Source organism: Gordonia rubripertincta (genome assembly GCF_038024875.1).
Classification (GTDB): domain Bacteria; phylum Actinomycetota; class Actinomycetes; order Mycobacteriales; family Mycobacteriaceae; genus Gordonia; species Gordonia rubripertincta.
In genome coordinates, this window is record NZ_CP136136.1 from 4,032,821 (window position 1) to 4,055,669 (window position 22,849).

The window sequence follows — 22,849 nt, forward strand, 5'->3', positions numbered from 1 at the left end:
CGAACACACGCTAGATCCGTGACAGATACCTCAACCGTGCTCGAACTTGGCGGCTCACCCCAACGCGACGAGCTGGACGAATCCGCTTGTTGGCGATGCCTGAAGCGCCCCCTGACGTCGAGTCTTTCCTGACACACCGGGACCTGAGCCCGAACAAGAGGCGCTACTGTCGTCCCACCGTGATCTACTTGCCCCCGTGCACGATCCGTTGGTTCCAGGTATCTATGAATCCGTCCTGACCGAAAGGCTGCGCCGACGCATCGCGGCCTCGGAGCTAGAGGCGGAACAGACCGCATTAGCAAAGAACGATGAGCCGCATGTCTTCGCACAGCACATCGCAATCGCGGTCGAACGACACCTCGCAAACATCCACGACGATCAACGTCGCGACGCCGCCAACGGGATCATCGCCGCGCTGGATGACGCATCCGACGACGCCCTCGTCAGATCCGACCTTGTGACCTCAGTTCACGCACCAGGGGCTACAGCGCCATTGCGACCGGCGACACCGCTTTCCGAGGTAGCGCTGCTGACTAACACCCGCGATGAGCCGAACATGGCGAGCGAAATCGCGCGAGAACTCGAAAGTGCTGACCGCGTCGACTTGTTGTGCGCGTTTATCAGATTCGCGGGTGTCGCGGTCATCCGACGCCAGCTAGATGCACTCCGGGATCGAGGCGTCCAGCCGCGGGTCATCACGACGACCTACCGTGGTGCGACCGAACGTCGAGCTCTCGACGAACTCGTGTCCCGCTACGGGGCTGAGGTTCGGGTTCGCTACGAAACCGCATCGACCCGCCTTCACGCGAAGGCTTGGCTCTTCCGACGAAACTCCGGCTTCGACACCGGATACGTTGGCAGTTCGAACTTGTCTCGCTCCGCGCTCGTCGACGGGCTCGAATGGAACGTTCGGATCTCCAACGTTGCTACCCCGAACCTGGTCAGGAAGTTCGAGGCCACGTTCGACACCTACTGGAACGATCCGGCGTTCATCCCTTACGACCCAGAAGTCGACGGTGCCCGGCTGGACAAGGCGCTGGCCGCGGCCGGAGGTACTCGGTCGACCGACGCAATCACGATCTCCGGACTCGACGTCCAGCCCTACCCCCACCAGGAACGGATCCTTGAAGCGCTGGAGGTTGCTCGCGAGGTCCACGATCAGCATCGCAACCTCGTGGTTGCGGCGACCGGGACGGGTAAGACGGTCGTCGCGGCGCTCGACTACAAGCGACTCTGCGAGTCGGCTGGGAGATCATTGAGCTTGCTGTTCGTCGCGCACCGGAAAGAGATCCTGGAACAATCCTTGCGGAAGTACCGGGAGGTACTGGGCGACGGGGACTTCGGCGAGCTCTACGTTGACGGGCACCGTCCCACACAGTGGAAGCACGTCTTCGCAAGCATTCAGTCTTTGAACAGCAGGAATACGCCAACGTTCGACCCCGCAGACTTCGACGTGGTTGTCGTGGACGAGTTCCATCACGCCGCAGCTGAGACGTACAAGGCGCTTCTCTCTCGGATCGCTTCCGCCGAACTTCTCGGTCTAACCGCAACCCCGGAACGATCCGACACCCTCGACATCCTCGGCTGGTTTGGTGGCCGACCGACGTACGAGCTACGTCTCTGGGACGCGCTCGAACAAGACCTGCTGTGTCCATTCCACTACTTCGGGATTGCAGACAACACCGACCTCCGCAACATCGTCTGGTCACGTGGCGACTACCGGGTCAGCGACCTCGAGAAGGTCTATACAGGCAACGATGCACGAACCCGGCTAATACTCAACGCCGTCCGTGACCACGTAGCGGACCCTCTGAGCATGCGCGCCCTCGGATTCTGCGTATCGATCGCGCACGCTGAGTACATGGCGCATTCGTTTTCGAAGCAGGGAGTCCCCGCGACCGCCATCTCTGCCGACACAACGAGGGTAGATCGAGCTCAAGCATTCGCTGATCTCCGAAACGGGACCGTCAAGTGTCTGTTCGCAGTTGACGTCTTTAACGAGGGCGTAGACATCCCTGACGTCGACACTCTGCTGATGCTTCGACCGACGCAGAGTGCGACTGTGTTTCTCCAGCAGCTAGGCCGTGGCCTCCGGCGCAGCCGAAACAAGGCAGTACTCACGGTGCTCGACTTCATCGGTCACCATCGCGCCGAGTTCAACTTCGCTCCGCGGTTCACCGCAGTGACCGGCGTGCGCGGGAAACACCTCCTCGACGAGATCTCTGGAGGCTTCCCCTATCTACCCGGCGCGAGTCGGATCGTACTCGACCGTCAGTCTCAGAAGATCGTCCTGGACTCCATCAAGCGGGCGCTACCAAGTAACCGCCGCGCCGCACTCGTATCGTCAGTCCGCGAGACGAACACGGTGGTCCTAGGTGAATACCTCGACGCCACAGGCACCGAGCTGTCAGACATATACGCAGGCAGCGGCACTCGAGCTTGGACACGGCTCCTGCGGGATGCTCAGCTTCTCACAACTGATGCGGGTCCAGACGAGGACTCGCTGGCACGGCGAGTCCGTGCCTTAGCGCACGTAGACGATCCCGAACGGATTGCGCTGTACCGCAGGATGGTCGAGCCCGACGCCCCTTCCTATCAGGACCTGTCGCCGCGTGAGCAGGTTCTCGCTCGAATGCTGTTCTTTACGCTGTGGTCAGACCTCGGTGGGTTCACTAGCTACGACGCCGGTTTCCACTACCTTCGTGCGCACCGGACCCTCTGCGTTGAGATTGGTCAGCTCTTCGACGTCACCACGGCGAAGATCGACCATGTCCCGCGTGCCATCAACCACAATTCGGACGACATGCCGCTCTACACCCACACCCACTACCGACGTGAGGAAGTACTCGCGGCAATCGGGTTCGCCAACCTACAACGAAAGGCGCGCGGGCAGGCTGGCGGTGTCACCTGGTACGACGACACGGGTGCACTCTTTGTGACGCTGCACAAGAATGATCGTGAGTTCAGCCCTACGACGATGTATCGGGACTATCCGATCTCGCGCGACCTCTTCCACTGGGAATCACCCAACAACACCGCCGAGGACTCCGAGATGGGTCGGCGGTACATCGAGCAGCGCTCCAACGGGTGCAATGTTCTCCTATTCGTTCGGGACCGAACGGACGGAGACTTCGGCGCGGAGCCGTACATCCTGTTGGGCAACGCCGACTACGTCAGCCACCGCGGCGAACGGCCGATCGCTATCACCTGGAAGCTGCGGCGGCCGATGCCGATCGATGTATTTGAGAGCGGATCGGTGGTGGCGAGCTGACGTCTGCCCCCAACCGTGCACATCTGACGCCGATCGTCGATCGAACGTGCTGAAAGTGAGCAACCATGACCGATACTCCTGCGAACCACGGACGATCGTGGGACCTCGATGATTACGAGACCCTCGTATCCTCAATGCGTGACGCGTTGTCGCTCGACGAGACAGCCGACATCCTAGAGCGAACACCGGGCGCGGTTGCAGCACGCGCCGAATTTCTCATCCGCGGAGCTAGTCCAGACGCGTCGCAGCGCAACAAGGATGACCGCTACTACGAAGCACAGGAACGACTGTCCGAAGACGAGTACGACTGGATGAAAGCTCTCCAGGAAAACCTGGACGCTGCGGGGCTTCCGCTGTGGGATGTGCAAAGTGACGCTGCGCTTCGGGCGGCGTGGACGGAGAGCAGCCCAAGGCTAGATGCTCTGGCAGAGACCTTTGGCGTCACAGTCGCTTCCGTTGTTCGGCGGATCGTGGATATAGGCTTGGGAGAGACGGCTGCAGAGGTGCGTACACGATTTGGTGAAAAGCCCAGACGCACAAAGGAACCTACGCGTCCGTGGATCCTTATTATTACAACGGAAAACGGCAGTATTTGGCATCTCAACCGGCACTCTGATCTGTGGGAAGCTGCCGTCGAGCGAGATGCCCACCTTCCTTCGCCGGATGAAGCGGTCGACGCATCGGTTAAATGGCGATGGGAGATCGTTACAGGCGAAGATCCTGACCAGATCCCGCAGGTCTGCGCGAACGGTCACTTCCACCCGCGAGTTGAGATCACGCTTGGATCGGACTTCGTTGAGGAGCAACTGCGCACTGGTGATCTTACGACTATCTGGGGCGCGCTTGAGAGTCCAGCCGCACCAGTCGTGATGTGTCGAGAGTGCACGGAGACTGGTCTGTGGAACGTCGCCATGCATGCGCTGGCAGCAGAGTCACAAGTTGACTCCGAACTCAGTCGCGTCTACTTCCGTTGTCTCCGTGGGCACATTGATGATGGGCTCGTCGACAACGATGCGGCCGGGGAGTGGCTCGGTCGGCTGCCATACTTGCCTAACTCAGCAGGTAGCGCAGCATTGGGCCCAGTCGAAAGTCCAGCAGTCTCGATTGTCGAGGAGGGCATCCAGCGCCAGGTCCGGCACGATGATGACGACGTCGACATCTCGGACGAAGACTTACCCTTCTGAACGCTGGGGCGCGAGCGCCACCGTCCGCCGGGCATATGCCCGACCAACGATGGTGTTCGCTAGCTCAATGGTGGGTACGACAATCTCGCGGAAGTACTCCGACATCGGACTACTCCATCCATGCGGGTCACTTGCTGATGGATGGTTAAACAGCGCCACGAGACGTCGAGTGCCGGCGATCTGGCCAAGGTAGAGCGGAAGCTCGTCATGCACCTGCTTCTCGACGCCGAGCGCTGACTTCACGTACGGCGAGAGCCTTTTACCCTGGACGATCGTGAGGGTCGGCTGGAGGATTCTCACGGTCTCTGTGAGGTGCACCTCGCAGTTCACTGACATCTCGTCAACCTGAGCCGATTCCCGTCCGCGTGCCGTCCGCTTTACCGCAGAACACAAGCGCAGGTTGACTAGCGCATAGCATTTGAGCACATGGCTCGGCCCTGCATCGAGGTCCAAGTACTCTTCCGGGGTTTCTGCGTCGACTACCTCGAAGGCAGTCCTGAGCGCATTGACGACACCTCTCATGTGAGGGTTCCTGTTCGATGGAACCAATGCACGGTCGTGGTCTAGCGTTCGAGCCTCCCGATCAAACCAAGCCGGCCCCTCTCCACGCTCCATCCCAACAATTAGGATTCGACGCGGCACACCGTTGACCCGTATGTCGTAGTGCTCGCCTATGTATCCAAGTTGTGCTGGGTAGTAGTCACGATCCTGCCTCTCGGATGATTCATCTCCCATAGCAGCGCGGCGGCATTGCCGATACGAGGGGCATACGATCTCGGTGCCGGCGAGGATGTTTGTCTTCGTGTACTCGTCGTACTCGCTGATGCGCGTTGCAGTACGAACCGGATCACTCGACCATTCGACGGCGCTACCTCTCGCGGTCTCATTGATCTTCGGCAGTCCTTGAGGTTGGTCCTCTCGTTCGAGCGACGCTGCGAGAGTGATGTCTGACCGCGAAGCTGCAGGAGGCGGAACCGGCTCGCTGATCGTGGTCCATGCGGGTGGGTTGTACTCGTCGATCCACGCTAGTCCGCCCACGTCGAGCGCTTCCCTTGCACGCGTGACCGCGACGTACGCGAGCATGGCGTCCGTGTGGGGAACCGACCGGAGTTTGCCGGCGTTTTCTGGGTCCGCAGTGGATCGGTTGAAGTCGTCAGATATTCGGACTGCTCCCCATTCACGCCCCTTCGCTCTGTGGGCGGTCGAGATGATCACGTCAGCGTAGTTTTCGCTCACGAGCGAATCCACGATCCTGATGATTTCTGCAGTTCCGTACTTGTCGACGAGATCGACGAAAGTACGAAGGTCGGCACCGGCTGGCTCATCAGCGAATTCCCGTACCTGGTCCCAGGACGTAAACAGATACAGCTCAGGGTGACTCGTCGCACCCCGGCGGTTTAGCTCGTCTGCGGCGACTGCAAGGCGCTTCACCTCTGCACCGCCTCCGACGATCGCGACTTTCTTCCCGGTCTTCAGTTGTTCGAGCGCATGTCGAACTGTCCCACTGTTTGTCCGGCAGAGAACCGCGTCTGGGGCGGCGAGCGAATCGACGCGTGACCCATGCGCCGCGGCTCCCTCAAGTCTCTTGTGACTGTCGAGCAGCCACAACCATTTGTTGGCTTCTTCGGCGATTGGACGACCGAATCTCCAAGACAGTGTGAGGTATAGCTCTTGATCCGCAGGCCAATCCGCAAGAGCATCCACGGCGCCGCGCCACTGATAGAGCTGTTGATCCGAGTCACCGACGACGATCTGCTGTGCCAGGCGCTGCTCGCGGACGATCTGGGCCACCACAGGATTTGTGTCTTGGGCTTCATCGAGCATGATCACGTCGGCGCGGAGTCTCGGATGATTTAGCGCCCAGATCTTCAGGTAGTGATCGTGCGTGAACCGAAGTCGTCCGTCGACGTCACCTATGTCCGCCCATGCTTGTTGAGCAAACGGCAGGATCTGTTCGGCGAGCCGGGCGTTCTCGTCCTTCGAGAGCGAGCGTTCTTCTGGCACGTGGCGCAGTGAGATCTGTTCGTCTGCGCTAATACAGAAGCGATTCACGGCTTCGTGGACGAGGCGAGCGACGTGGAGCCGGTCAATAGTGCGACCCCGACGAAAGAGCCCTTTTCGAGGCAGTGTCACGGGGTCTATCGCGAGGATGTCGGCAGCATCTTGCAGTGTCAATCGGGGCCTGTTCAGCCGGGCTGCGTACTCTTTACCGACAGCCTGGAAGGCGAGCGAATGCATGGTTCGTGACTCGACGTGGCGCGGGAATTTGGCTCGTGCCTCATCTGCAGTTGCACGGTTGTAGGCAATGTAGAGCGACGGGCGTCGGACGGACTCTGAAACTTGTCTTAGCGTCGTGGTTTTCCCGGTACCGGCGCCTGCCTGAATCACGAGGCTCTCCCCGCGTCTTGCAGCGTCGATGATGGCCTGCTGCTCTTCCGTAGGCTTCATCGTGTCCCGTCCGTCTGCGCCGGTGCAGTCACCCAGTCGTTTGATGACGTGCGTTAGGTCCCGCACGAGTATTGCACTCAGGTGATGACCCTTGGAGATGTGCTGCTGGACAGGATGCGACATCGGCAGCTTAGTGCCGTCAGGCTGTCACCTCGTGATGTCCTGATTTCAGCGCGGCGATCGGCTGACCAGACTCCTTCACCGTCCACAGCGACCAACCGTCCACCTGGCTTCGCTCGTCACCATAGAAGGCGAGCTGTGCTCGTGCCGCTTCATCCGGGTCTTCAAACCGGCGGCGACCTGCGGCAGGTTCGTCCAAGATGACGCTCCAGTCGTCGGTGTCTAACAGGGCCCCGGGCATGAAGCCACCCTCGCACTCCATGTAGATGGCGACCTTGTTCCGTCTCGCCGGCGCACCCTGTCGGCCCCCCGGCTTCGTGGGCAGCTGGATCGTTCGAATACCAGGACGATTCGGTGACCGCTGTTCAACCCGGAAGGCTTCGCCTTCCTGCCGCTTAGTGACCTCCTTGTGCTCGGATGTTGGTTTGCTCGAACGTAGGTCTGTCGTTTTGCTTAAGGTCTCGACCCCGACCACAGGCGTCGCAACGCGAGGTTGGTCTGGCACCCCTACGCTCGGCAGCCGAAGCTTTTCCAGTGCGTCGTCGCCGAGTTGCACCACCTCGTCGTAGGTTCGCCCGAGACGTGCTGCAATGGTGCCGTAATCAAGGGGATCGTCACCGTCGAGTCCGAATCGGTAAATCAGGATTTCGGCCTCGTCCGGGTCAAGCTCGACGAGTGCTCGCAGAATGTCGTCGAGACTTTCGGATCGCTTGAACCGCACCGCACTCGCTACCACGCTCCGAATGTGCGAGCTAACCTGTTGAACCACGGCTGCGCTCTGCGCCACCGTCTTAGCCACGTTTACTGCCATGTCTCGCTCACTATCTGAGGTTGATGGGCTGCTGGTGCGCGCCTCGGGTAGCCACTCCTTCAGCAGTGCCGGCACAGTGTGTACCTCGACGGTCTCGATGCTTTGTGCGATGTCCGTCAGCTGCTCGAGGAAGGTTCCGTGCGCACCTAGCTTTGGGTCCTCGGAACTGCCTTCGGCGTAGAAGATGAGGAAGACTGCAGCCCGTCCATCCGACTTCGGCCGGATTACTCGACCCATTCGTTGGATCATCTGACGTCGAGTACGGCTGGCAGCGAGGACGATCCCGACATCAGCTTCGGGGACGTCGATGCCTTCATCGAGCACGCGTGGGGCGGCCAGGGTTGTCAGCCTGCCGTCTTTGAAGCTCTGAAGCAGGGCGATCCGATCGTTTCTGCTGAGGTCGCTCGTATATGGTGCGGCGGCAACACCTTCCTGCAACAGGGTTTCGGCAGCAGACGCGGCGGCCGACTTGGTCTCGGCAAACACAAGCGTCCTACTCGACCGTGCCAGCCCAGGTGCCACGGTTGCCAGTGCCTCGTCCTTGCCCGAGATCGATGCGAGAAGGTCGCGGCGATCAGAGAAAGCCTTCAGGTATCGCCGCGCGGACCGGACAGAGGGGTCCCCGCCGAACTCGTCCTTCGCGAGTAGCTGCACATCCTGGAGGTATGAACCGAAAGGTTCTGCCCGGCAACCGTACTTGGAGATGAGATTGTTTCGCTCGGTGCGCGCCACCTCGTCGAGATTCTCGTAGCGCGCACGCTCTTGGGGTGAGAACGGTACGGGCACCAACGCCACGTTGACCGGCGCGAGAATGCCGTCGTCGTATCCGCGCTGGTACGTGCAGCCCGAGATCACATTTTCGAAGAACGGCAGAAGGACTCTGTCGATCCCGTCATCTGAACGTTCCAGAGTCGCCGTCAGTCCCAGTCGATCATCGAACGAGTCGGACAGGACGTTCGCAAAGGAGTCCGCGGCGTAGCGATGTACCTCATCAGCGACAATGAGCGCTCCGGCGGGAGGTCGTTCCGCGGCGGGCATCACGGCGGATTGCACGGTCGTCACGATGACGTCGTACCGGCGGAACGAGTCCTGATTGCCGTCGCCCCGTCGTCCGACTCTCAGCGTGCTACTCGCAGCTATCAGCCGGTTATGCCACTGGCGCAGCAAGTCTCGTGAAGGAACGACAACGAGCACACGACGACCTTCAGCTACCGCCTCCAGCGTCGCAGCGATTCCTACCTCGGTCTTTCCTGACCCGGTAACGGCCTCAACGACCGCTCGTCGCCCTCTCCTGTGCCATTCATCGAGCGCCTCCTTCTGCCAGGCGCGAAGGGGTTTCATGGCTTAGTCCCATGTGAACGAACCCAAAGCACCGTTCCGGCTTTGGTGATCTCATCGAGTTGCCCGTCTTCGACCAGCCCGCTTAACACTGCGCGCGTCTCGCCGTCGCCCAACTTCGAGATGTGGCGGGCCCGCTCCAACGTCAGCGGAACGGTCGCCCATGCCGCAGCGACCAAAACCTTGTGAAGCGCACCATGCGCTGGTGCAGGCGGCGCAACAGGCGGTTCGGATTCGGCAGCAGCCCTCCGTAAGAGGTCGTCGCGCGCGTTACGTCCAACCACGTAGTCGGATGCCTGTGGCGACTTATTCTTGGTTCCAAGGTTGACGACGCTTGGCCCGGTTTCCACCGGAGTCCGAACCGGCGGTGAGACTGTTGAACTGCCCTGCTGGTTCTCCTCAGTTCCGGTGTTCGTTGCCGGTTTGGTCGCGGGTCCGCCGGACCCAGTCTCCTGACCCTCGCTTCCCCGGGCAGTGACAGTGGAGACCGTAGACGTCTCATCCTGAAACTGAGCGCCAGGCTTGATGTCCAGCCTGTCCAGCTCTGCCCACAGCGACGCCATCGCTTCCACGCGATCCGCGTAGAACTCGGATTCCCGCACCCGCCAGAAGGTCCACCCGCACCGACGAAGCTCGATCTCGCGCTCAAGGTCGTCCCTGAGCTGTTCAGGTGTCGTATGGAACGCATCCCCGTCACATTCGACTGCCAACCGTGACGCGCTGCCGGTAACGACCAGGTCGATGCGACGATTGTTGACTGGGACTTGGGGATTCACGTGGTATCCGCGCGCAACAATCTCGTTGAAGACTCGCTGCTCAAACAGACTGTCAAAACGGTGATCTCGTACGTCATCCGAGACGTTCTCTGGCACGGGTTCCGTTGTTGCGACGGTCCGCGTAGTCATGTGCTCCAGGAGCGACTTGCGGAGGTCCCCCGTCCGCAACCGATCCAGTGTAACTGAGTGGAACAACCACATCTGGTCTTTCGCGCGGGACGCGCCAACGTTGAATCGCTGCTCGAACTCGGTACGTGTCAGCGATTGGAAGTTCTGGTCAGGCGCAACCACCATGGACATGAAGATGACATCTCGTTCATCGCCCTGGAAGTCTGGCGGAGTTCCGACTCGGAATCGGCGCTCTTCCCACTCGTCTTCCGAGATGTTGCCGCGCAGAGCGTTCTGGATCGCAGTAACCTGCGCCTGCCCTTGCAGGACGACGACTCCCATCGTCTTCCCGTCGTACTGCTGGTCGTCGAGGCAGGAACGAACCTGGTCGGCGATAGCCACTGCCTCGGCCTTGTTGGCGAGTGTGGCGTTCTTGCCGGTGACGGTCGCACCGGAGACGTACGTACTCTTCAGCGGTGGCAGGCGGTCGGAACCGAACTGCCGGACCGGCACCAGCGGAGCGTCCCGATAGAACTGGTTGCTTGACCAGCTGATGATCTCCGGCATCGACCGGAAGTGCTCCCGGAGACGGACCACCTGGCCAAAGCGTGACCGCAAGAGCGAGAAGAGACTCGACCGCGGCGTGAACGTATTTCGCACGTGGTCGGGTAGGTCGCCAAGGTAGTTGTCCAGGCGTGTGAATACGTCGTCGAGGCCACCGAGAGCGACTTCGCTTGGCGTGCACTGCTTGTCGTCGCCGACGACGATGACTCGCGGTGCCAGCCACAGAAGGTAGAGATTCGTGATGTCGACCTGGCTGGCTTCGTCCACGATGACGACGTCGAAGGCGCCCGGCTGGGGCGGGATCGACGCGAGTACCTGTTGAGTAGGCATGACCCACGCCGGCACCGCACTTTGCGCCTCTTGCATCGCCATGCGGGCTGCCTGCCGGAACCTCTCAGCGTGCTTGCCGGTTCCCTTTCCGATGCTGCGAATGTGATCGCGGTAGGCCTGAAGCGCGGTAACCTCGGTGGCGCTCATGCGCTCGAGAGCACTCTTCCACGCACGTTCTGCCGCCAATCGCGCTGTGAGAGAGCTGATATCAGATGTGGCGGCGTCGAGTTCACGGCTGAGCTGCGCCTCCCGCCCGGGAGTCCGCTGTTGCTGAACCCACTCGTACGCACGACGCCAGTGCCACGCTTCAGCAATGGTGTCGAGGCGAACTCCCAAGCCTGGGTCAGCGAGGTGCCCCGTGAGTTCGTCGAGCAACGACGGTGATGCCGTTCGCACAGTCTGTACAAGAGCTTGGCACTCGTGGTGCTCGCGCTGTTGTTGCTGCGCATGAAGGTACGCGCTCACCGCTTCACCAAATTGACGAGCGGATGCCATCCGAACGCTTTCGGTGAGCTCACGAGCTTCGGGCGCCGGCGCGGGCCCGAATGCGTTGCCAAGCACCTCAGTGATGGCAGACAGTTCCTGCCGGGCCTCTCTTCGCTGCAGCTCGAATGTGATTGCGGACGCCGCTTGAGACAGCGTGTCGGCGTCGTCGACGCTTCGGACGGCCAGATGCCGCCGAGTGCTCTGATAGAGGGTGTCGGTAAGCGCGAGGCAGCTTGCCACCACGCGTTCGATCGCCGCGAGGTGTCGACGCAGGATGACAAGGTTGTTCACCTGTGCCGTACGAGAGGAGTCGACGGCAAGGTGGATGCCCAGATCCGCGAGGGTTCGCCGCGCGGATTCGACTGCGTCGAGTGCTTTGAGGTGTGCGACGATGATCTCGAGCTCCTCGGCTCGACGCACCGGATCGCCGTCGACGATCAGCCAAGTTCGAGTTCGTCGTATGCCTTCTGTTCGGCGGAACGACGGAACCTGCCCTTCCACTCAGCGCCATCCTGCAAGCGGGCGAGCCATGCCTCTATCGTCTGGAGAGCCCTACGTGACACGCCAGGTGCATCGACCGCAGCGCTGCCGACGGCCCGGTCGCACCGGGTCGCGTCCTGAACGTTGGTGTCGAGTTCTGGGACCCGCGCCCACAGATGGTCAATCTCACCTGCGAGCACGCGGTTTGCGAGCTGCTGGTAGTCCATAGGCAGCGCACGAACGATGTCGACCGCTTCCCTGAGCGTGCCGCACTGGAGCAGGACCTGCTCGGCGGTTCCGCTGTCGACACTCTCGATGATGTCGACAAGATCCTGTGTCTGAGCGGGAAGTTCCAGCCGCGGGCGGTGGACAGCGTCGAAGAGGCTCGTCATGCGATCAGCACTAGGCAGCAGGGTGTCCAGTGCCGGCAGCATTTGCTCCGCGCGAGTCCCATGCTCAGGCGTCTGCAGCTCGAGGAGCCGGACCAATTCCCGAAACTCTGCGGGAGCAAGCGGCGGTTCCGCGTCGTACAGCGGGCCGGGAAGCCACGCGAGTCGCTCACGCTGCTCCTCCAGCCGTCGCACGATGGCGGCCAGCGTCCCACTGTACCCCGGAGCGACTTCGGGATGCTGGTACGTCTCCGATTCCCGCAACGCTCGGATCGACTCGAGGATTGTCGATCGACGCGCCAGCGCTTGCTCGCGCTTGTCGGTGAGGTCGGCGATTGTCCGTTCGGACGCCTCGGGAATGAACGAAGTCTTACGCTCAGCGATCGTCGCGACGCTTCGGTTGAGTTCCTGGGAACCGCCGCGGGCCAGGTCCGTGATGGACACGCACAGTTCTTGCATGTCCGCCGGCAGTTTGTCTCGGAGCACTTGCAGCGCCTGTGACTTCTCACTCGTCACCAGCACTCGTTGTCCGCGCGCAAGGAGCGCGGACATCAGGTTCGCAATTGTGTGCGTCTTACCCGTACCGGGCGGGCCTTCCACGACGACGCCACTGTCGCCGCCGAGCCGCTCAATGATCTTCGACTGTTCGGCATTGGCGGGTAGCGGAAACAGCGGGTCCTCGGCGAGTTCGCTCGGCGCGGTAGCCCCGGTGGACTCTAGCCACGCGACTCGCTCATCAGCCTCGATCGCGGTTACGAGCTGCGCTAGGCCGAGTGGCGTCTTCGCAGACACCTCTTCGGCCTGGCTGATCATCTGGTTGTAGTACTCGACCAGCGCAAACGCGCCACGCTTCCGCAGGACCAGAGCGGGGGCGAGGGCGAGCGATACCTCGCCGGTGGTGGTTGGAGGTTCGAGCTCGTCGGTGACCGGGACTTCCATTCCGAGCGCACGAGCCGCCCAGGTCTTGAGAAACACCTGGATCGACTCGTCAAGAGGCGAGCTCGACTCCTTGAGTTGCGTAAGGAGCGTCCGACTCCCCGACTGGTCGAAGATCTCGAGCCCGGTGAGGAGCTCGCTGTCTTCCAGTCGACAGGACGAGAGATCGACATACCTCACCAAAAGGTCACCAGTGGTTTCGTCCCGCTCGATGGTCGCTGCCTGCGTGACGAGATGGGTATTCACACGCGACCCGTCAGCGAGCTTGGACGGGAGGGACAGAAGTCCGGACGCGACGACAAGCTCCACCGACTCAGGTCTCGCCGTGAGCTCATGCATCATGTCGGTCAGAGCTTGGTAAAGCTCATGGTGAGGTCGACGCTGCCGATCCGTCTGCGCCCATGCAGTCCACCGAACGTACCAACGGAGGTACTTCGCGCGAGCCCGCACAACCTCAGATTCGGGGACCGAAGCATCCTGGCCCGTCTCGCGGAATTGGGGGCCCGAGGATTCGCTCCGGTCGGTGGCAGTAGGATCGTCGACCCAGGTCAGGAGGTCCCGAGGGAGCTCGGGCGGATCCTCCAGATGCACGCGTGGCGCCCGCACCACCACGTCTCCTGCCGTCGCAGCCCGATCCACCTGAAGAGGTGTTCTGCCTGGGAAGAGCCAGTGGTGTTCTTCATGGTCATCAACCTTCAGAACCGGTCGTGTCCGGGCCTTCACCATCTCCCGAAGGAACTGCATCAATCTGCCAACGCGATCCTTGAGGTCGACGTCGTTCTCTCGACTGGCCACTAAAACCCACTAACTCAGGCCGCGGCGTCGCGGCTCGCCATAATCGAGAGTCACAATAGCGGGCGACCGTGACAGTTAGCGCGGGTAACTGTCGTCCGGCAGGGTGCCTATCCAGACTTCTCGTGGTGGACACCCTTGAATTCGATCGTTCAGAGTGGCAGGTCCCCGATAACCGGTCCAGTCGGTCCTAGAGCCAGTTCTTTCTTGCGGTCGGTCAGTCGATCTCGCAGCCCACGGGGTGGTGCTGGTGGGTGCATCGGGCAGCGTACTCGGCCGGGGTCTTGTAGCCCAGCGCTGAGTGGCGGTGTCGGTGGTTGTGGTCGTCTTTGAAGTCTTCGATGACCACGCGGGCCTCCAACAGGGTGGGCCAGCAGTTGCGGTTCAAACACTCGTCGCGCAACCGGTTGTTGAACGACTCGATGAACCCGTTGTTCCACGGCGTGCCAGGCGGAATGTAGGAGATCCCCACCGACCCTGCACAGAACGTCTGGAGGGCCTCAGAGATGAACTCAGGGCCGTTGTCCATGCGCAGCACCTTCGGTGGGCCACCCCAGATCGCGAAGGTCTTCTTCAACTCCTCGATCAACCGGTCGGCGGCGATCGAGCGATCCACAATGTTGAGCAGCGACATCCGGGTGTGTTCATCGACCATGGACGCGATCTTGATCTTGTGTCCGTCGACAGTGGAGTCGAACTGAAAGTCCAATGCCCACACCACTTTCGGTGCGTCCGCGGTGACAATCGGCACCGACGACTGGCCGGCCCGTTTACGCCGCGGCGCCCGGCGCACCTGCAATCCTTCTTCCTTCCACAGCCGGTGGACCTTCTTCTTGTTCACGGTGTCGCCTTCGTCGAAACGTAGCCAGGCCCACGCCCGACGGAACCCGTGGCGTGGGTTCTGACGGGCGTAGGTTCGTAGCTGCTGGCGCAGGCCAGCATCCGGGTCAGCCGGGGTGTGCGCTTGCGGCAGTTGACGATACGCTGAACGAGCAAGCCCAACAACCTTGCACGCCTTGCGTTCTGACATGTTCATCACGTCTTTGAGCATGTCGATGGCGGCGCGTTTGGCGGTTGGGCTCAGAATTTTCCCTTGGCGATCTCCCGTAGCGCGTCCTTCTCCAACTCGGCATCGGCGAGCAGCCGCTTGAGCCGGCCGTTCTGCTCACGCAGCTCCTTGAGCTCCTTGGCCGCGTCACCGTCCATGCCGCCGTACTGGCGGCGCCAGTTGTACAACGTCGCTGCCGACACCTCGAGGTCGGCGGCGATCTCCTCGCCGGTCTTGCCCTGCGCCGCCAACTCGTCAGCCCGGCGCAACTTGCGCACAATGTCCTCTGCCGAGTGGCGCTTGCGTCCTGCCATGATCCTCATCGTCCCTTCTCTGCCCTCAACAGGGCAATCAGGACTCTAAAACAGACCGGACCGGTTCACGGGGGACACGCCAAGAGGACAGTCAAGTGACCCATTTATTCTGTGGCCGCCAACGGGGCATCACATTCGGGCCTTTCAAGAAACGATAAGTGCCCTGGGATGGTGGGGTTTCGCGGCGAGGGCAGCTGTTGCTGAGCGGGTCGGCGACCATTCTGCCTTGCTCTCACAGCTTGATGCATTCCGCACCGCCGATGCCGAGGCGGCGTCCGCCGAGTTGGTCCGAGCGGGCTGCAAGCACTGATCGAGGCCGACGCCAGCGAGACGATCGGCATCTGCCCGTTATGAGCGTTCCGCGGAACGTGCCACCCAACTCAACGGCCACCGGACCAAGACTGTTCGACGACCTCCTGACCGCCGCGCAAGTCACGACGCCTACTGTCAGCGCATCTTGATCTCCGCGACAATCTTGGACCACTTGGCGTCGCTCAGTGACACCACTGACTCAGCCTTCGGATTCGATGCCCGACGAATTCCATCGGAGATTTCTCTCGGCATCGGGTCGTCGTACGCAGTCGGCACCTGCATGGCCTGCGCGATCAACTCGGTATCGAATCGGAACGGATACTTCAACACCGACTCCGCTGTCTCGTCAGGCCAGAAACAGCTCGACTCCCACCTCAGCGGAGACAACACCCGGAATAGATATACGTCCACCGCACTCGTCACCCACTCTTCCGGCTGGCACCGTGGACCGCGCCGCAGCCCGCTGGCACGAGCTCCGATGACGTGCCAGTCGAAGCTCATTCCTTTCGTCCAGCCCTGTGGCTCCCGTCGAAGTCCCCAGCGGCCATGCTGTATTCCGAATCGAAGGTTCTCCTGGACCGCCGGCGTGACACCCGAATAGGTGGTGAGAATCCGCGTCAACTCCGCGGTCCTTCGACTAGAGCACGGAGCATGTCCTGCGTCTCGGCGTCCGTCGAGTAGATCCGCATGCCGCGCATCCCTCGGGTGAGAAGCACCTTGTAGGTGTTACGGATGGCTCGGTCGAAGGCCGCTCGGTCGGCCGTCTTGACCTGCCTGTCATAGCTCTTCTCGGGCTGCGCTACCCAACGATCCGTTCGCCAGACCAGATCTGGCCCGAAAATGACTGCGCCGTAGTCGTACTCGAATCCCTGAGCGGTATAGACGCATCCGATCTGACCGAAACCAGCGGGATCGGTGGCCCAAAGTTCCCGGCTGGGTGCACCCTCGTGTCTCGTGGTCTTCGGGTTGTTCCAGGGTCGACGCCAACCTCCAATCGTGATGTCATCCGCGAGCGGTTCGCCCTTCTCAGGCGTGCTCCACTTCCAGCAGTATCCGGCGACCATACGAGCGGAGTAGCCGTCGTCGAGCATTTGTTGAAGTCGACTCTCAACTACGGATGGCGCCTCGTCGACTGCCACGTCGAAGGCCTCGTCTCCCTCCCACGGAATCGGTCCGCCTGGTTTGAGTTCAAGAAGCCTTCGAACCCAGTAGTCGTACGCTTGGCTACCACCGCACCGGAACTGGCCGTCCAATCGAATGGTCTTTATGGTGCATCCCATTCGCTCGGCCGCTCGTCGGATTTCATCGACGCTGCCGCGCTCCGACGGTTTGACGATTTGATCCTCGTCAAGCAGGAACACGGGTACGCGCGCCGCGTCGATCAACTCTTCGACTTGTGGGCGACCAGTGCGATTGATCGCGCGAGTGAACCGGTTGGTCGAGGTCTCGCGAATGCGGTGCGCTTCATCGCAAATGAGGACTTCTAGATCGTTCGGTTCAAAGTTGATGAAGTTGTTGTAGTAGGTGAAAAGCTTCTGGACTCGCGGCGCTCGAGCACCGGCGACCTTGCGGAGAGTCTTTGTGAAGGCGGACGACCCAGTGGCATGCACTGCAGTCCGGCCCTGACGTGCGAGTTCGCCGAGCAAGCTCAACGCGATGACCGACTTTCCCGAGCCGGGCCCGCCGACGACGACGATCACCTCTTTCGTGTTCTGTCGGGCGGCCGCCTGAACGGCACGCATCACGAGGGAATGAGCGATCTTCTGTTCGTCGAGAAGTACGAACTGCTCTCGACGTTGCACCTCGTCGGCGGCCAGAGCCATCAACTGTTTACTCGGTCGAATCGCAGACGCCATCAACTGGTCGGCCGCATCGGCACCGGGCTTGTCGGCAATGCGCGAGCGGAGGAAGTCAATCAACTCACTGCGCCGCTGACCCGTGAACATTCGGCCTGTCTGAGACTCGGGGTAACCCCACAACGATCGAACACCGTCATCGGTCGCATTGTGCAGGTAAGCGACACCCGCGAGTTGCTCTGAACTACCGCCCAGGGCGGCAATAAAATCCGCGATGTGAGAACAGTAGCGACTGACCTGTTCCACCGGGTGTAGACGTTCGCGGTCGCCGTCGTAGAGGACGACGTCCTCCGTACCGTCCAGTCGAGTCGCAGTCGTCCACTGCTTTAGCTCGACCACGATATAAGAGGCCTCGCCGGTGTTCGGATGAACACCGCACACAACGACGTCGGCACGTTTGCTAGTCAGCGGCAGCCGGTACTCGAGAAGTAGCTCAGCCTGGTCCAACCCGGCGTCTTCGAGGTCGCTGACCAGTACTGCGACGCTGCGCTCCCATGAGCGCACTTCGGCCTTCGACGCGTGGTAGCCGTACTCGAAGAAATGTTGCTCGGTCAACTTAGGGATCAGAGTGTTAGCGGTGATCTGGGCGCGAACGCCCAACACCGAAGCTCGAAACAGAGACATGCGGCTCCAGGAAGACACGACGAACTTCCCGCACGGGTTGGAGCCTTGTCACGATGACGCGTCTGTCGGGCCGTAGCGGATGACGGTGTCCACGATAGTGGCTGACGCCGACAGAATTGGTTCGAGCACCCGGCGGTTCGGACATCCCTCCGACCCGACACGCAAATGCTCACGATTGTCGTAACGATCGGTTAGCTTCCTGTCGACGTAACTTCTGCGTACGGGCGAACGGACAGACTCGAAGATGAAAGATTGAACTAATGGCGTTGCAAGTTGTCGGCGGAGGGTCGAGTGCCGTCGCGTCCTCGTCTCACGCCGCGTGTGCCCGCTTCCGCGGCACCGATCCGCTGATCACAGGCTTGACTCGCCGCAATCTCGCTACTGCAGTCGGGTTTGACGACGCCTCCGGCGCGATCCCGCAGGCACGGTGGATGCGCGCGATGACATTCGAGCGGCTGGTGCGCAACGAGGACTTCGCCGGACGAATCGCCACACGGACTGTAGGTGCGCTTTACCTCGACCGACCGAAGGAAGTGGTCACGGTCGACGCGCACTCCAACCCTGACACCACCGCGAAGGTGCTCGTCGCAGCGCACGAGCGTGCCGTAAACGAACAGTCCGTGACCCTCGTCTACCAACTCGCGGTCCCATTCGTCGGCTTCGAAGAGCACGACGCTACCGATGTGAAGCCCGATTTCGCTGTCGTCGCGCCATCTATCGACGACCCGACCGCGTCGTGGCTGGTTATGGGCGATGCAAAGGATTACGAGCGGGTTCGCTCGCGAATCGACGACGCGCGAATGCTCAAGGGCTTCCTTCAGGTGGCTGTCGGCGCAGAATCCGCACGCGCGTGGTCTCGGCTGCCAGTCGGCATGTCCGTCCACACTTTCGGGGTACTTGCCGTGCCGCGCAACGCGTTCCTCCAACCGGAGGCGATAGTCGAGAACCTCCATGACTACGCCGAGGAGGTCAACCTCCGCATCGACGAGCGCCGACGTGAAGCGGCCCAGTCCTGCTATGCCGCTGGGCAAGACGTCAAGCCATATGTCGAGCACCTCCAAGCCGCCTTCGACCCGGCCTCGTGCCCGACTTGCACGCTCTTCACCTACTGCCGCGACGAGCTACGTCGCTCGACTGCAGCTGGCGATTTGCTTATCGAACTGGGCATAGCCCGGCGGCTTCGAAACGCAGCCCTCGGCCTCGTCGACGGTGTGACGGATGTCGGTCGCGTGCCCGCGTCGACGGCGGCGAACATCAAGGCAACGCTGAGCGGGATGGCACAGCATTCCGGCCAGCTTCGCGTCGACCAGGCCGGTAAGCCGGGCACGATCAACGTAGTCCTCGCGAAGTCGGACGCTGCAGCGATCGGCCTCCACGGAATCGGCGTGCAACGAGTTACAGCGAGCGGACGAAAGGACTGGCAGTTCACTGTCTTCCACGACCCGCAAGCGTCCGATACTCGCCGTCGAGCGATGCGGATCATCGGGAAGTCGCTCAACAGCGCAATCGGCGAGCAACAACGGGCGGCCGGCGTCGGCCAGCCCGACTCGGTGCACCTGGTGGTGCCCGACCAGGCGACTGCCGACGTGCTTGTCACGATCGCGGACAACCTAGCTGGAGTCGAACTGAGCCGCTTGCGATGGAAGCACGACGAGCACCAGGGCCGCCCCGCGCTCACCTACGACGGGGAACCGGCAACCATTCCGCGAGCGATCACGGAGGGCGAACGCACGGCGATTGCGTTCCTTCTCGAGGACGACCGCTCGCGCGGGTTCTCGCTTCGTTGTCCCATCATCGACGCTCGCGAAGTACTCGCGCGCCACTTCGTGGCTGGTGGCCCTGCGGTCAATGCGGGCCGTCTCGACTACCTGGTCGGCTGGGCCGAAGCACAGAAGTCCGGGCCGATCGATCACAGGGCGTTTGCAGACGAGATCGAAGATTCCGTACACACTCCGGGCGCACGCCTAACTAATTCGATGTCCGATGCAATTCACCAGGCTCTAGTTGGAAAGCGCGGCAAGTCCGGATCAGGCGAGGCGGCTGACCCCGAGATGTACGAGAGGCTCGTTCTCGAGGAGATGCAGTACAAGGCGCGGGCAATTGAACGCGCTCTGGACGCTCTGGGAGCTATCGAGCCGTCGACACTGCGCGCCGCGTATCGCGCGGTTGAGTCTGACGCGCAAGAGGTATGGCGCCGGCGCTTGACGCTGCACGCGTCGGACCTCGTGCGCTTCGGCCGTGCTTACCGTCCCTGGCGGAATTCGCTCGTGCCGATGCTCGAGAGCGACGGAAAGTGTGCGTCTCAGTTGCTCCTCTTATGTAATCCGCAAACCGCGCGCGACATGGCCTCGGATGCCGGTAATCGATTCGTCGCATCTGCCACCGTCGTGTCTGTTACGCCGCTCGTCCTCGACGTCGATTCCCGGAGGATCGTTGACGGGTCGCGGATCATTATGGTGACTCGGAACGGCATGGCCTGCGTGGAGATGACCGACGTAACTCTCGACGCACCCACCGGCGGAAAGTTCAAGATCGACGGCCTGTCGATCGGCCCCCTTGCGACGGACGACCCAGACATCCCGACAATATTGCGGTGGACCCCTCAGACGACACCACAACTGGAAGTTGGCGACTCGCTCGTTGTCGCCGACTTTGCCTGGTTCGACAAGCTCACGGGCAACCGCAAACTTCCGGTGTGCAAGCCAAAGTCCGACACGACGTCGGCGCCTACGCCCGATTGCCGGTTCGACTCGTACGAGTCCGATCCGTCGACCCATAGGTGGTGCTGCCGTTCGCACGAGATCAGCGAGGCCGAGTTCTCCGACCTGCTCGCGGAACGACGTGCACGAGGCGAGCTGAACCCCGAGACGTGGCCGCCGGTGCGTGACGATGACGCGTTCGAGGTAGCCGCCAGCGGTGCGTCTGAGGGGAACGCGTACGCAACCGTGCCGGAGACGCCGCCTGCCCACAAGACCATGGATGACGTCGAATGACCGCACAGCAGGTGGAAGAGTCGAGCCACTTCCAGGAACCGCTTGACGTTGCGACCAGCGCCAAGCACCACGAGGACGCAGCCGTACTCAACGAGCACGTCACCGACGAGGCCAGTGTCGAACTCGCCTCCATGCTGTCTGGCACGTCGATGAACGAACGGATTTTGTTGAAGGCGGCGGCCGGTGCGGGCAAGTCGTACGCGCTTAAACGACTCGTCGTGGAGGCGACTCAGCACGCTCCGGGTCATCGAGTCGCGATAACCGCATTTACGAACAAACAAGTTCGACCGCTCGCCGTCTCGCTCGCGGAGTCCCTTGGGAAGGACGCTGTTGCGTTACTCGCCGGAAAGGATGCGTACCTCGACATCCCGCAAGAGGTTGTCGATGCAGCAACAGTCGTGACGTCAACGACTAACCTGCCGTTGAACGTGCAGGTTGTGATCGGGACGGTGGCACGGTTCGGCGCAATCTCAGAGCGTAAGAGACTCCTCGATCACCTCGGTTCGGCATCGGACACGGATTCCCCGTTCGACGTGTTGTTCGTCGACGAGGCGTGGCAGATCGCACACCACCTGTTCGATCAGATCACTAAGCTCGCTCCGATCTGGGTTGGTGTGGGCGACGTCGGACAGTTGCCGCCACTCGAGATCGGGCAGAACCCGTGGCGTGGCGACCCGGCCTATAACCCATACCGCGCGTGGCCGACCGAGTACGACGACGATGCCCGCACGTGGTCGCGTGAACTCCCAACGGTGTGGCGCCCAGCGGCCGGCCACCTCGCACTTTGGCGCGCCTTCTACCCCGAATGGGAGGGCTCGCTCGACTGTGTCGCGGCTCCAGGCGACCGATCGATCGATTTCGGACCGATGGACGACGGCGCGGCCGAAATCTGGAGGCAAGTCGGCACGGGTGTGCCAACTTTGCTCGAGGTTGGCGGATTACCCGAAGCGGAAGCAGCCGACATCGACTTGCCGCTAATGACCTTCCTCGAGGCCTTACTCGACGAGTTTCTCGCTGCCGAGCCGACGCTGACGTCCGCGGTGTATGACCGGGACGTCTCAGGTAGGCCTACGGGAGGATGGGAGACGGTGAATCTGCGCGACCCTCATTCGGATCCTATGATCACAATTTTGGCAACGCGTAATCAATCCGTCGACGACGCAGCCGAAGTCGTTCTGCGGCTTCAAGAACGGTACAACTTGACCGACCGTGACATCGTCGCTTCCACTGTGGATTCTTGGCAGGGACAGACGAACGGCATCACGATCGCGGTGCACCCATTGAACGGCGCGGCGGAGCTGGACGCGTTCAACTCTGCGTTCGGCCGTCTCGCGGTCGCATGTACCCGCGCGACGCACGGGCTCCTCATGCTGGCTCGCCCCGGTCTCGATGACCTCCTGGCCGGGGCGCCGGCCCGGCCCGGCACACCGTTCGGTGAACCAGGTACTCGTCAACTGCCGCGGCAGACACACGCACGAATCCTTGCAACATTCGCACGGAGTGCAATCGACGTATCGGAGCACGGATGAGCGCCGTCTGGCAGATGAAAGCAATGCTGGAACTCAAACGACCCCGTCTAGAGCGTGTGATTTGAACGGCCGCCAGCGGTCAGTGCCCACCGTCCTTCGTTGCTGTCCGGCCGCATCCGGGCTTCTAGCCTGGCCCGTCT

General features: G+C 61.6%; 11 protein-coding genes and 1 pseudogene. 5 read left to right on the top strand and 7 right to left on the bottom strand.

Annotated elements, in window-relative coordinates; all coding sequences use genetic code 11:
* Nucleotides 1–196: 196 nt before the first annotated feature.
* A complete protein-coding gene (locus RVF83_RS18355; RefSeq protein WP_005195114.1) occupies nt 197–3,271 on the top strand; it encodes a DUF3427 domain-containing protein in 3,075 nt (1,024 codons plus the stop codon).
* 65 nt (nt 3,272–3,336) lie between these two features.
* Complete coding sequence (locus tag RVF83_RS18360; RefSeq protein ID WP_005195115.1) at nt 3,337–4,455, top strand: hypothetical protein; 1,119 nt, start codon at nt 3,337–3,339, stop codon at nt 4,453–4,455.
* On the opposite strand, the gene RVF83_RS18365 is transcribed toward RVF83_RS18360, so the two are convergent.
* The 5 genes from RVF83_RS18365 to RVF83_RS18385 all read right to left on the bottom strand — a co-directional run bounded on the left by RVF83_RS18365 (nt 4,444) and on the right by RVF83_RS18385 (nt 15,395).
* A complete protein-coding gene (locus RVF83_RS18365; RefSeq protein ID WP_005195116.1) occupies nt 4,444–7,026 on the bottom strand; it encodes a UvrD-helicase domain-containing protein in 2,583 nt (860 codons plus the stop codon). The two genes, RVF83_RS18360 and RVF83_RS18365, sit on opposite strands and share 12 nt — an antisense overlap.
* Before the next feature lie 16 nt (nt 7,027–7,042).
* Nucleotides 7,043–9,175, bottom strand: a complete 2,133-nt coding sequence (locus RVF83_RS18370) for a DEAD/DEAH box helicase (protein ID WP_005195117.1) — start codon at nt 9,173–9,175, stop codon at nt 7,043–7,045.
* Entirely contained in the window at nt 9,172–11,937 is a 2,766-nt protein-coding gene (locus RVF83_RS18375; protein WP_255220624.1) for an AAA domain-containing protein, read from the bottom strand. The genes RVF83_RS18370 and RVF83_RS18375 overlap by 4 nt, the downstream gene beginning before the upstream one ends.
* Nucleotides 11,874–13,487 carry an AAA domain-containing protein gene (locus tag RVF83_RS18380; protein WP_279404835.1) on the bottom strand — a complete coding sequence of 538 codons (1,614 nt, stop codon included), beginning with the start codon at nt 13,485–13,487 and terminating at the stop codon, nt 11,874–11,876. The genes RVF83_RS18375 and RVF83_RS18380 overlap by 64 nt, the downstream gene beginning before the upstream one ends.
* 763 nt (nt 13,488–14,250) lie before the next feature.
* Nucleotides 14,251–15,395, bottom strand: a protein-coding gene (locus RVF83_RS18385) for an IS3 family transposase (RefSeq protein ID WP_099047927.1) whose coding sequence is annotated in 2 segments (ribosomal slippage) — nt 14,251–15,128 and nt 15,128–15,395 — 1,146 coding nt in all. Because the reading frame shifts where the segments join, the coding sequence is not laid out codon by codon here.
* A gap of 163 nt (nt 15,396–15,558) precedes the next feature.
* On the opposite strand from RVF83_RS18385, the pseudogene RVF83_RS23760 reads away from it, so the two are divergent.
* A pseudogene (locus RVF83_RS23760) lies at nt 15,559–15,801 on the top strand (transposase); the annotation flags it as partial.
* Between the two features lie 41 nt (nt 15,802–15,842).
* On the opposite strand, the gene RVF83_RS18390 reads toward RVF83_RS23760, so the two are convergent.
* Both RVF83_RS18390 and RVF83_RS18395 read right to left on the bottom strand, forming a co-directional pair.
* Nucleotides 15,843–16,328 (bottom strand): hypothetical protein, encoded by a 486-nt coding sequence (locus RVF83_RS18390; RefSeq protein ID WP_005195045.1) that lies wholly within the window; start codon nt 16,326–16,328, stop codon nt 15,843–15,845.
* Entirely contained in the window at nt 16,325–18,187 is a 1,863-nt protein-coding gene (locus tag RVF83_RS18395) for a DUF2075 domain-containing protein (RefSeq protein WP_039879928.1), read from the bottom strand. The genes RVF83_RS18390 and RVF83_RS18395 overlap by 4 nt, the downstream gene beginning before the upstream one ends.
* Nucleotides 18,188–18,447: 260 nt before the next feature.
* Here RVF83_RS18395 and RVF83_RS18400 point away from each other — a divergent pair, with 260 nt between their 5' ends.
* Both RVF83_RS18400 and RVF83_RS18405 read left to right on the top strand, forming a co-directional pair.
* Nucleotides 18,448–21,180, top strand: coding sequence for a hypothetical protein (locus tag RVF83_RS18400; protein WP_005195043.1), 2,733 nt, complete (start codon nt 18,448–18,450; stop codon nt 21,178–21,180).
* Nucleotides 21,177–22,709 carry an AAA family ATPase gene (locus tag RVF83_RS18405; protein ID WP_005195042.1) on the top strand — a complete coding sequence of 511 codons (1,533 nt, stop codon included), beginning with the start codon at nt 21,177–21,179 and terminating at the stop codon, nt 22,707–22,709. The genes RVF83_RS18400 and RVF83_RS18405 overlap by 4 nt, the downstream gene beginning before the upstream one ends.
* Nucleotides 22,710–22,849 lie beyond the last annotated feature (140 nt).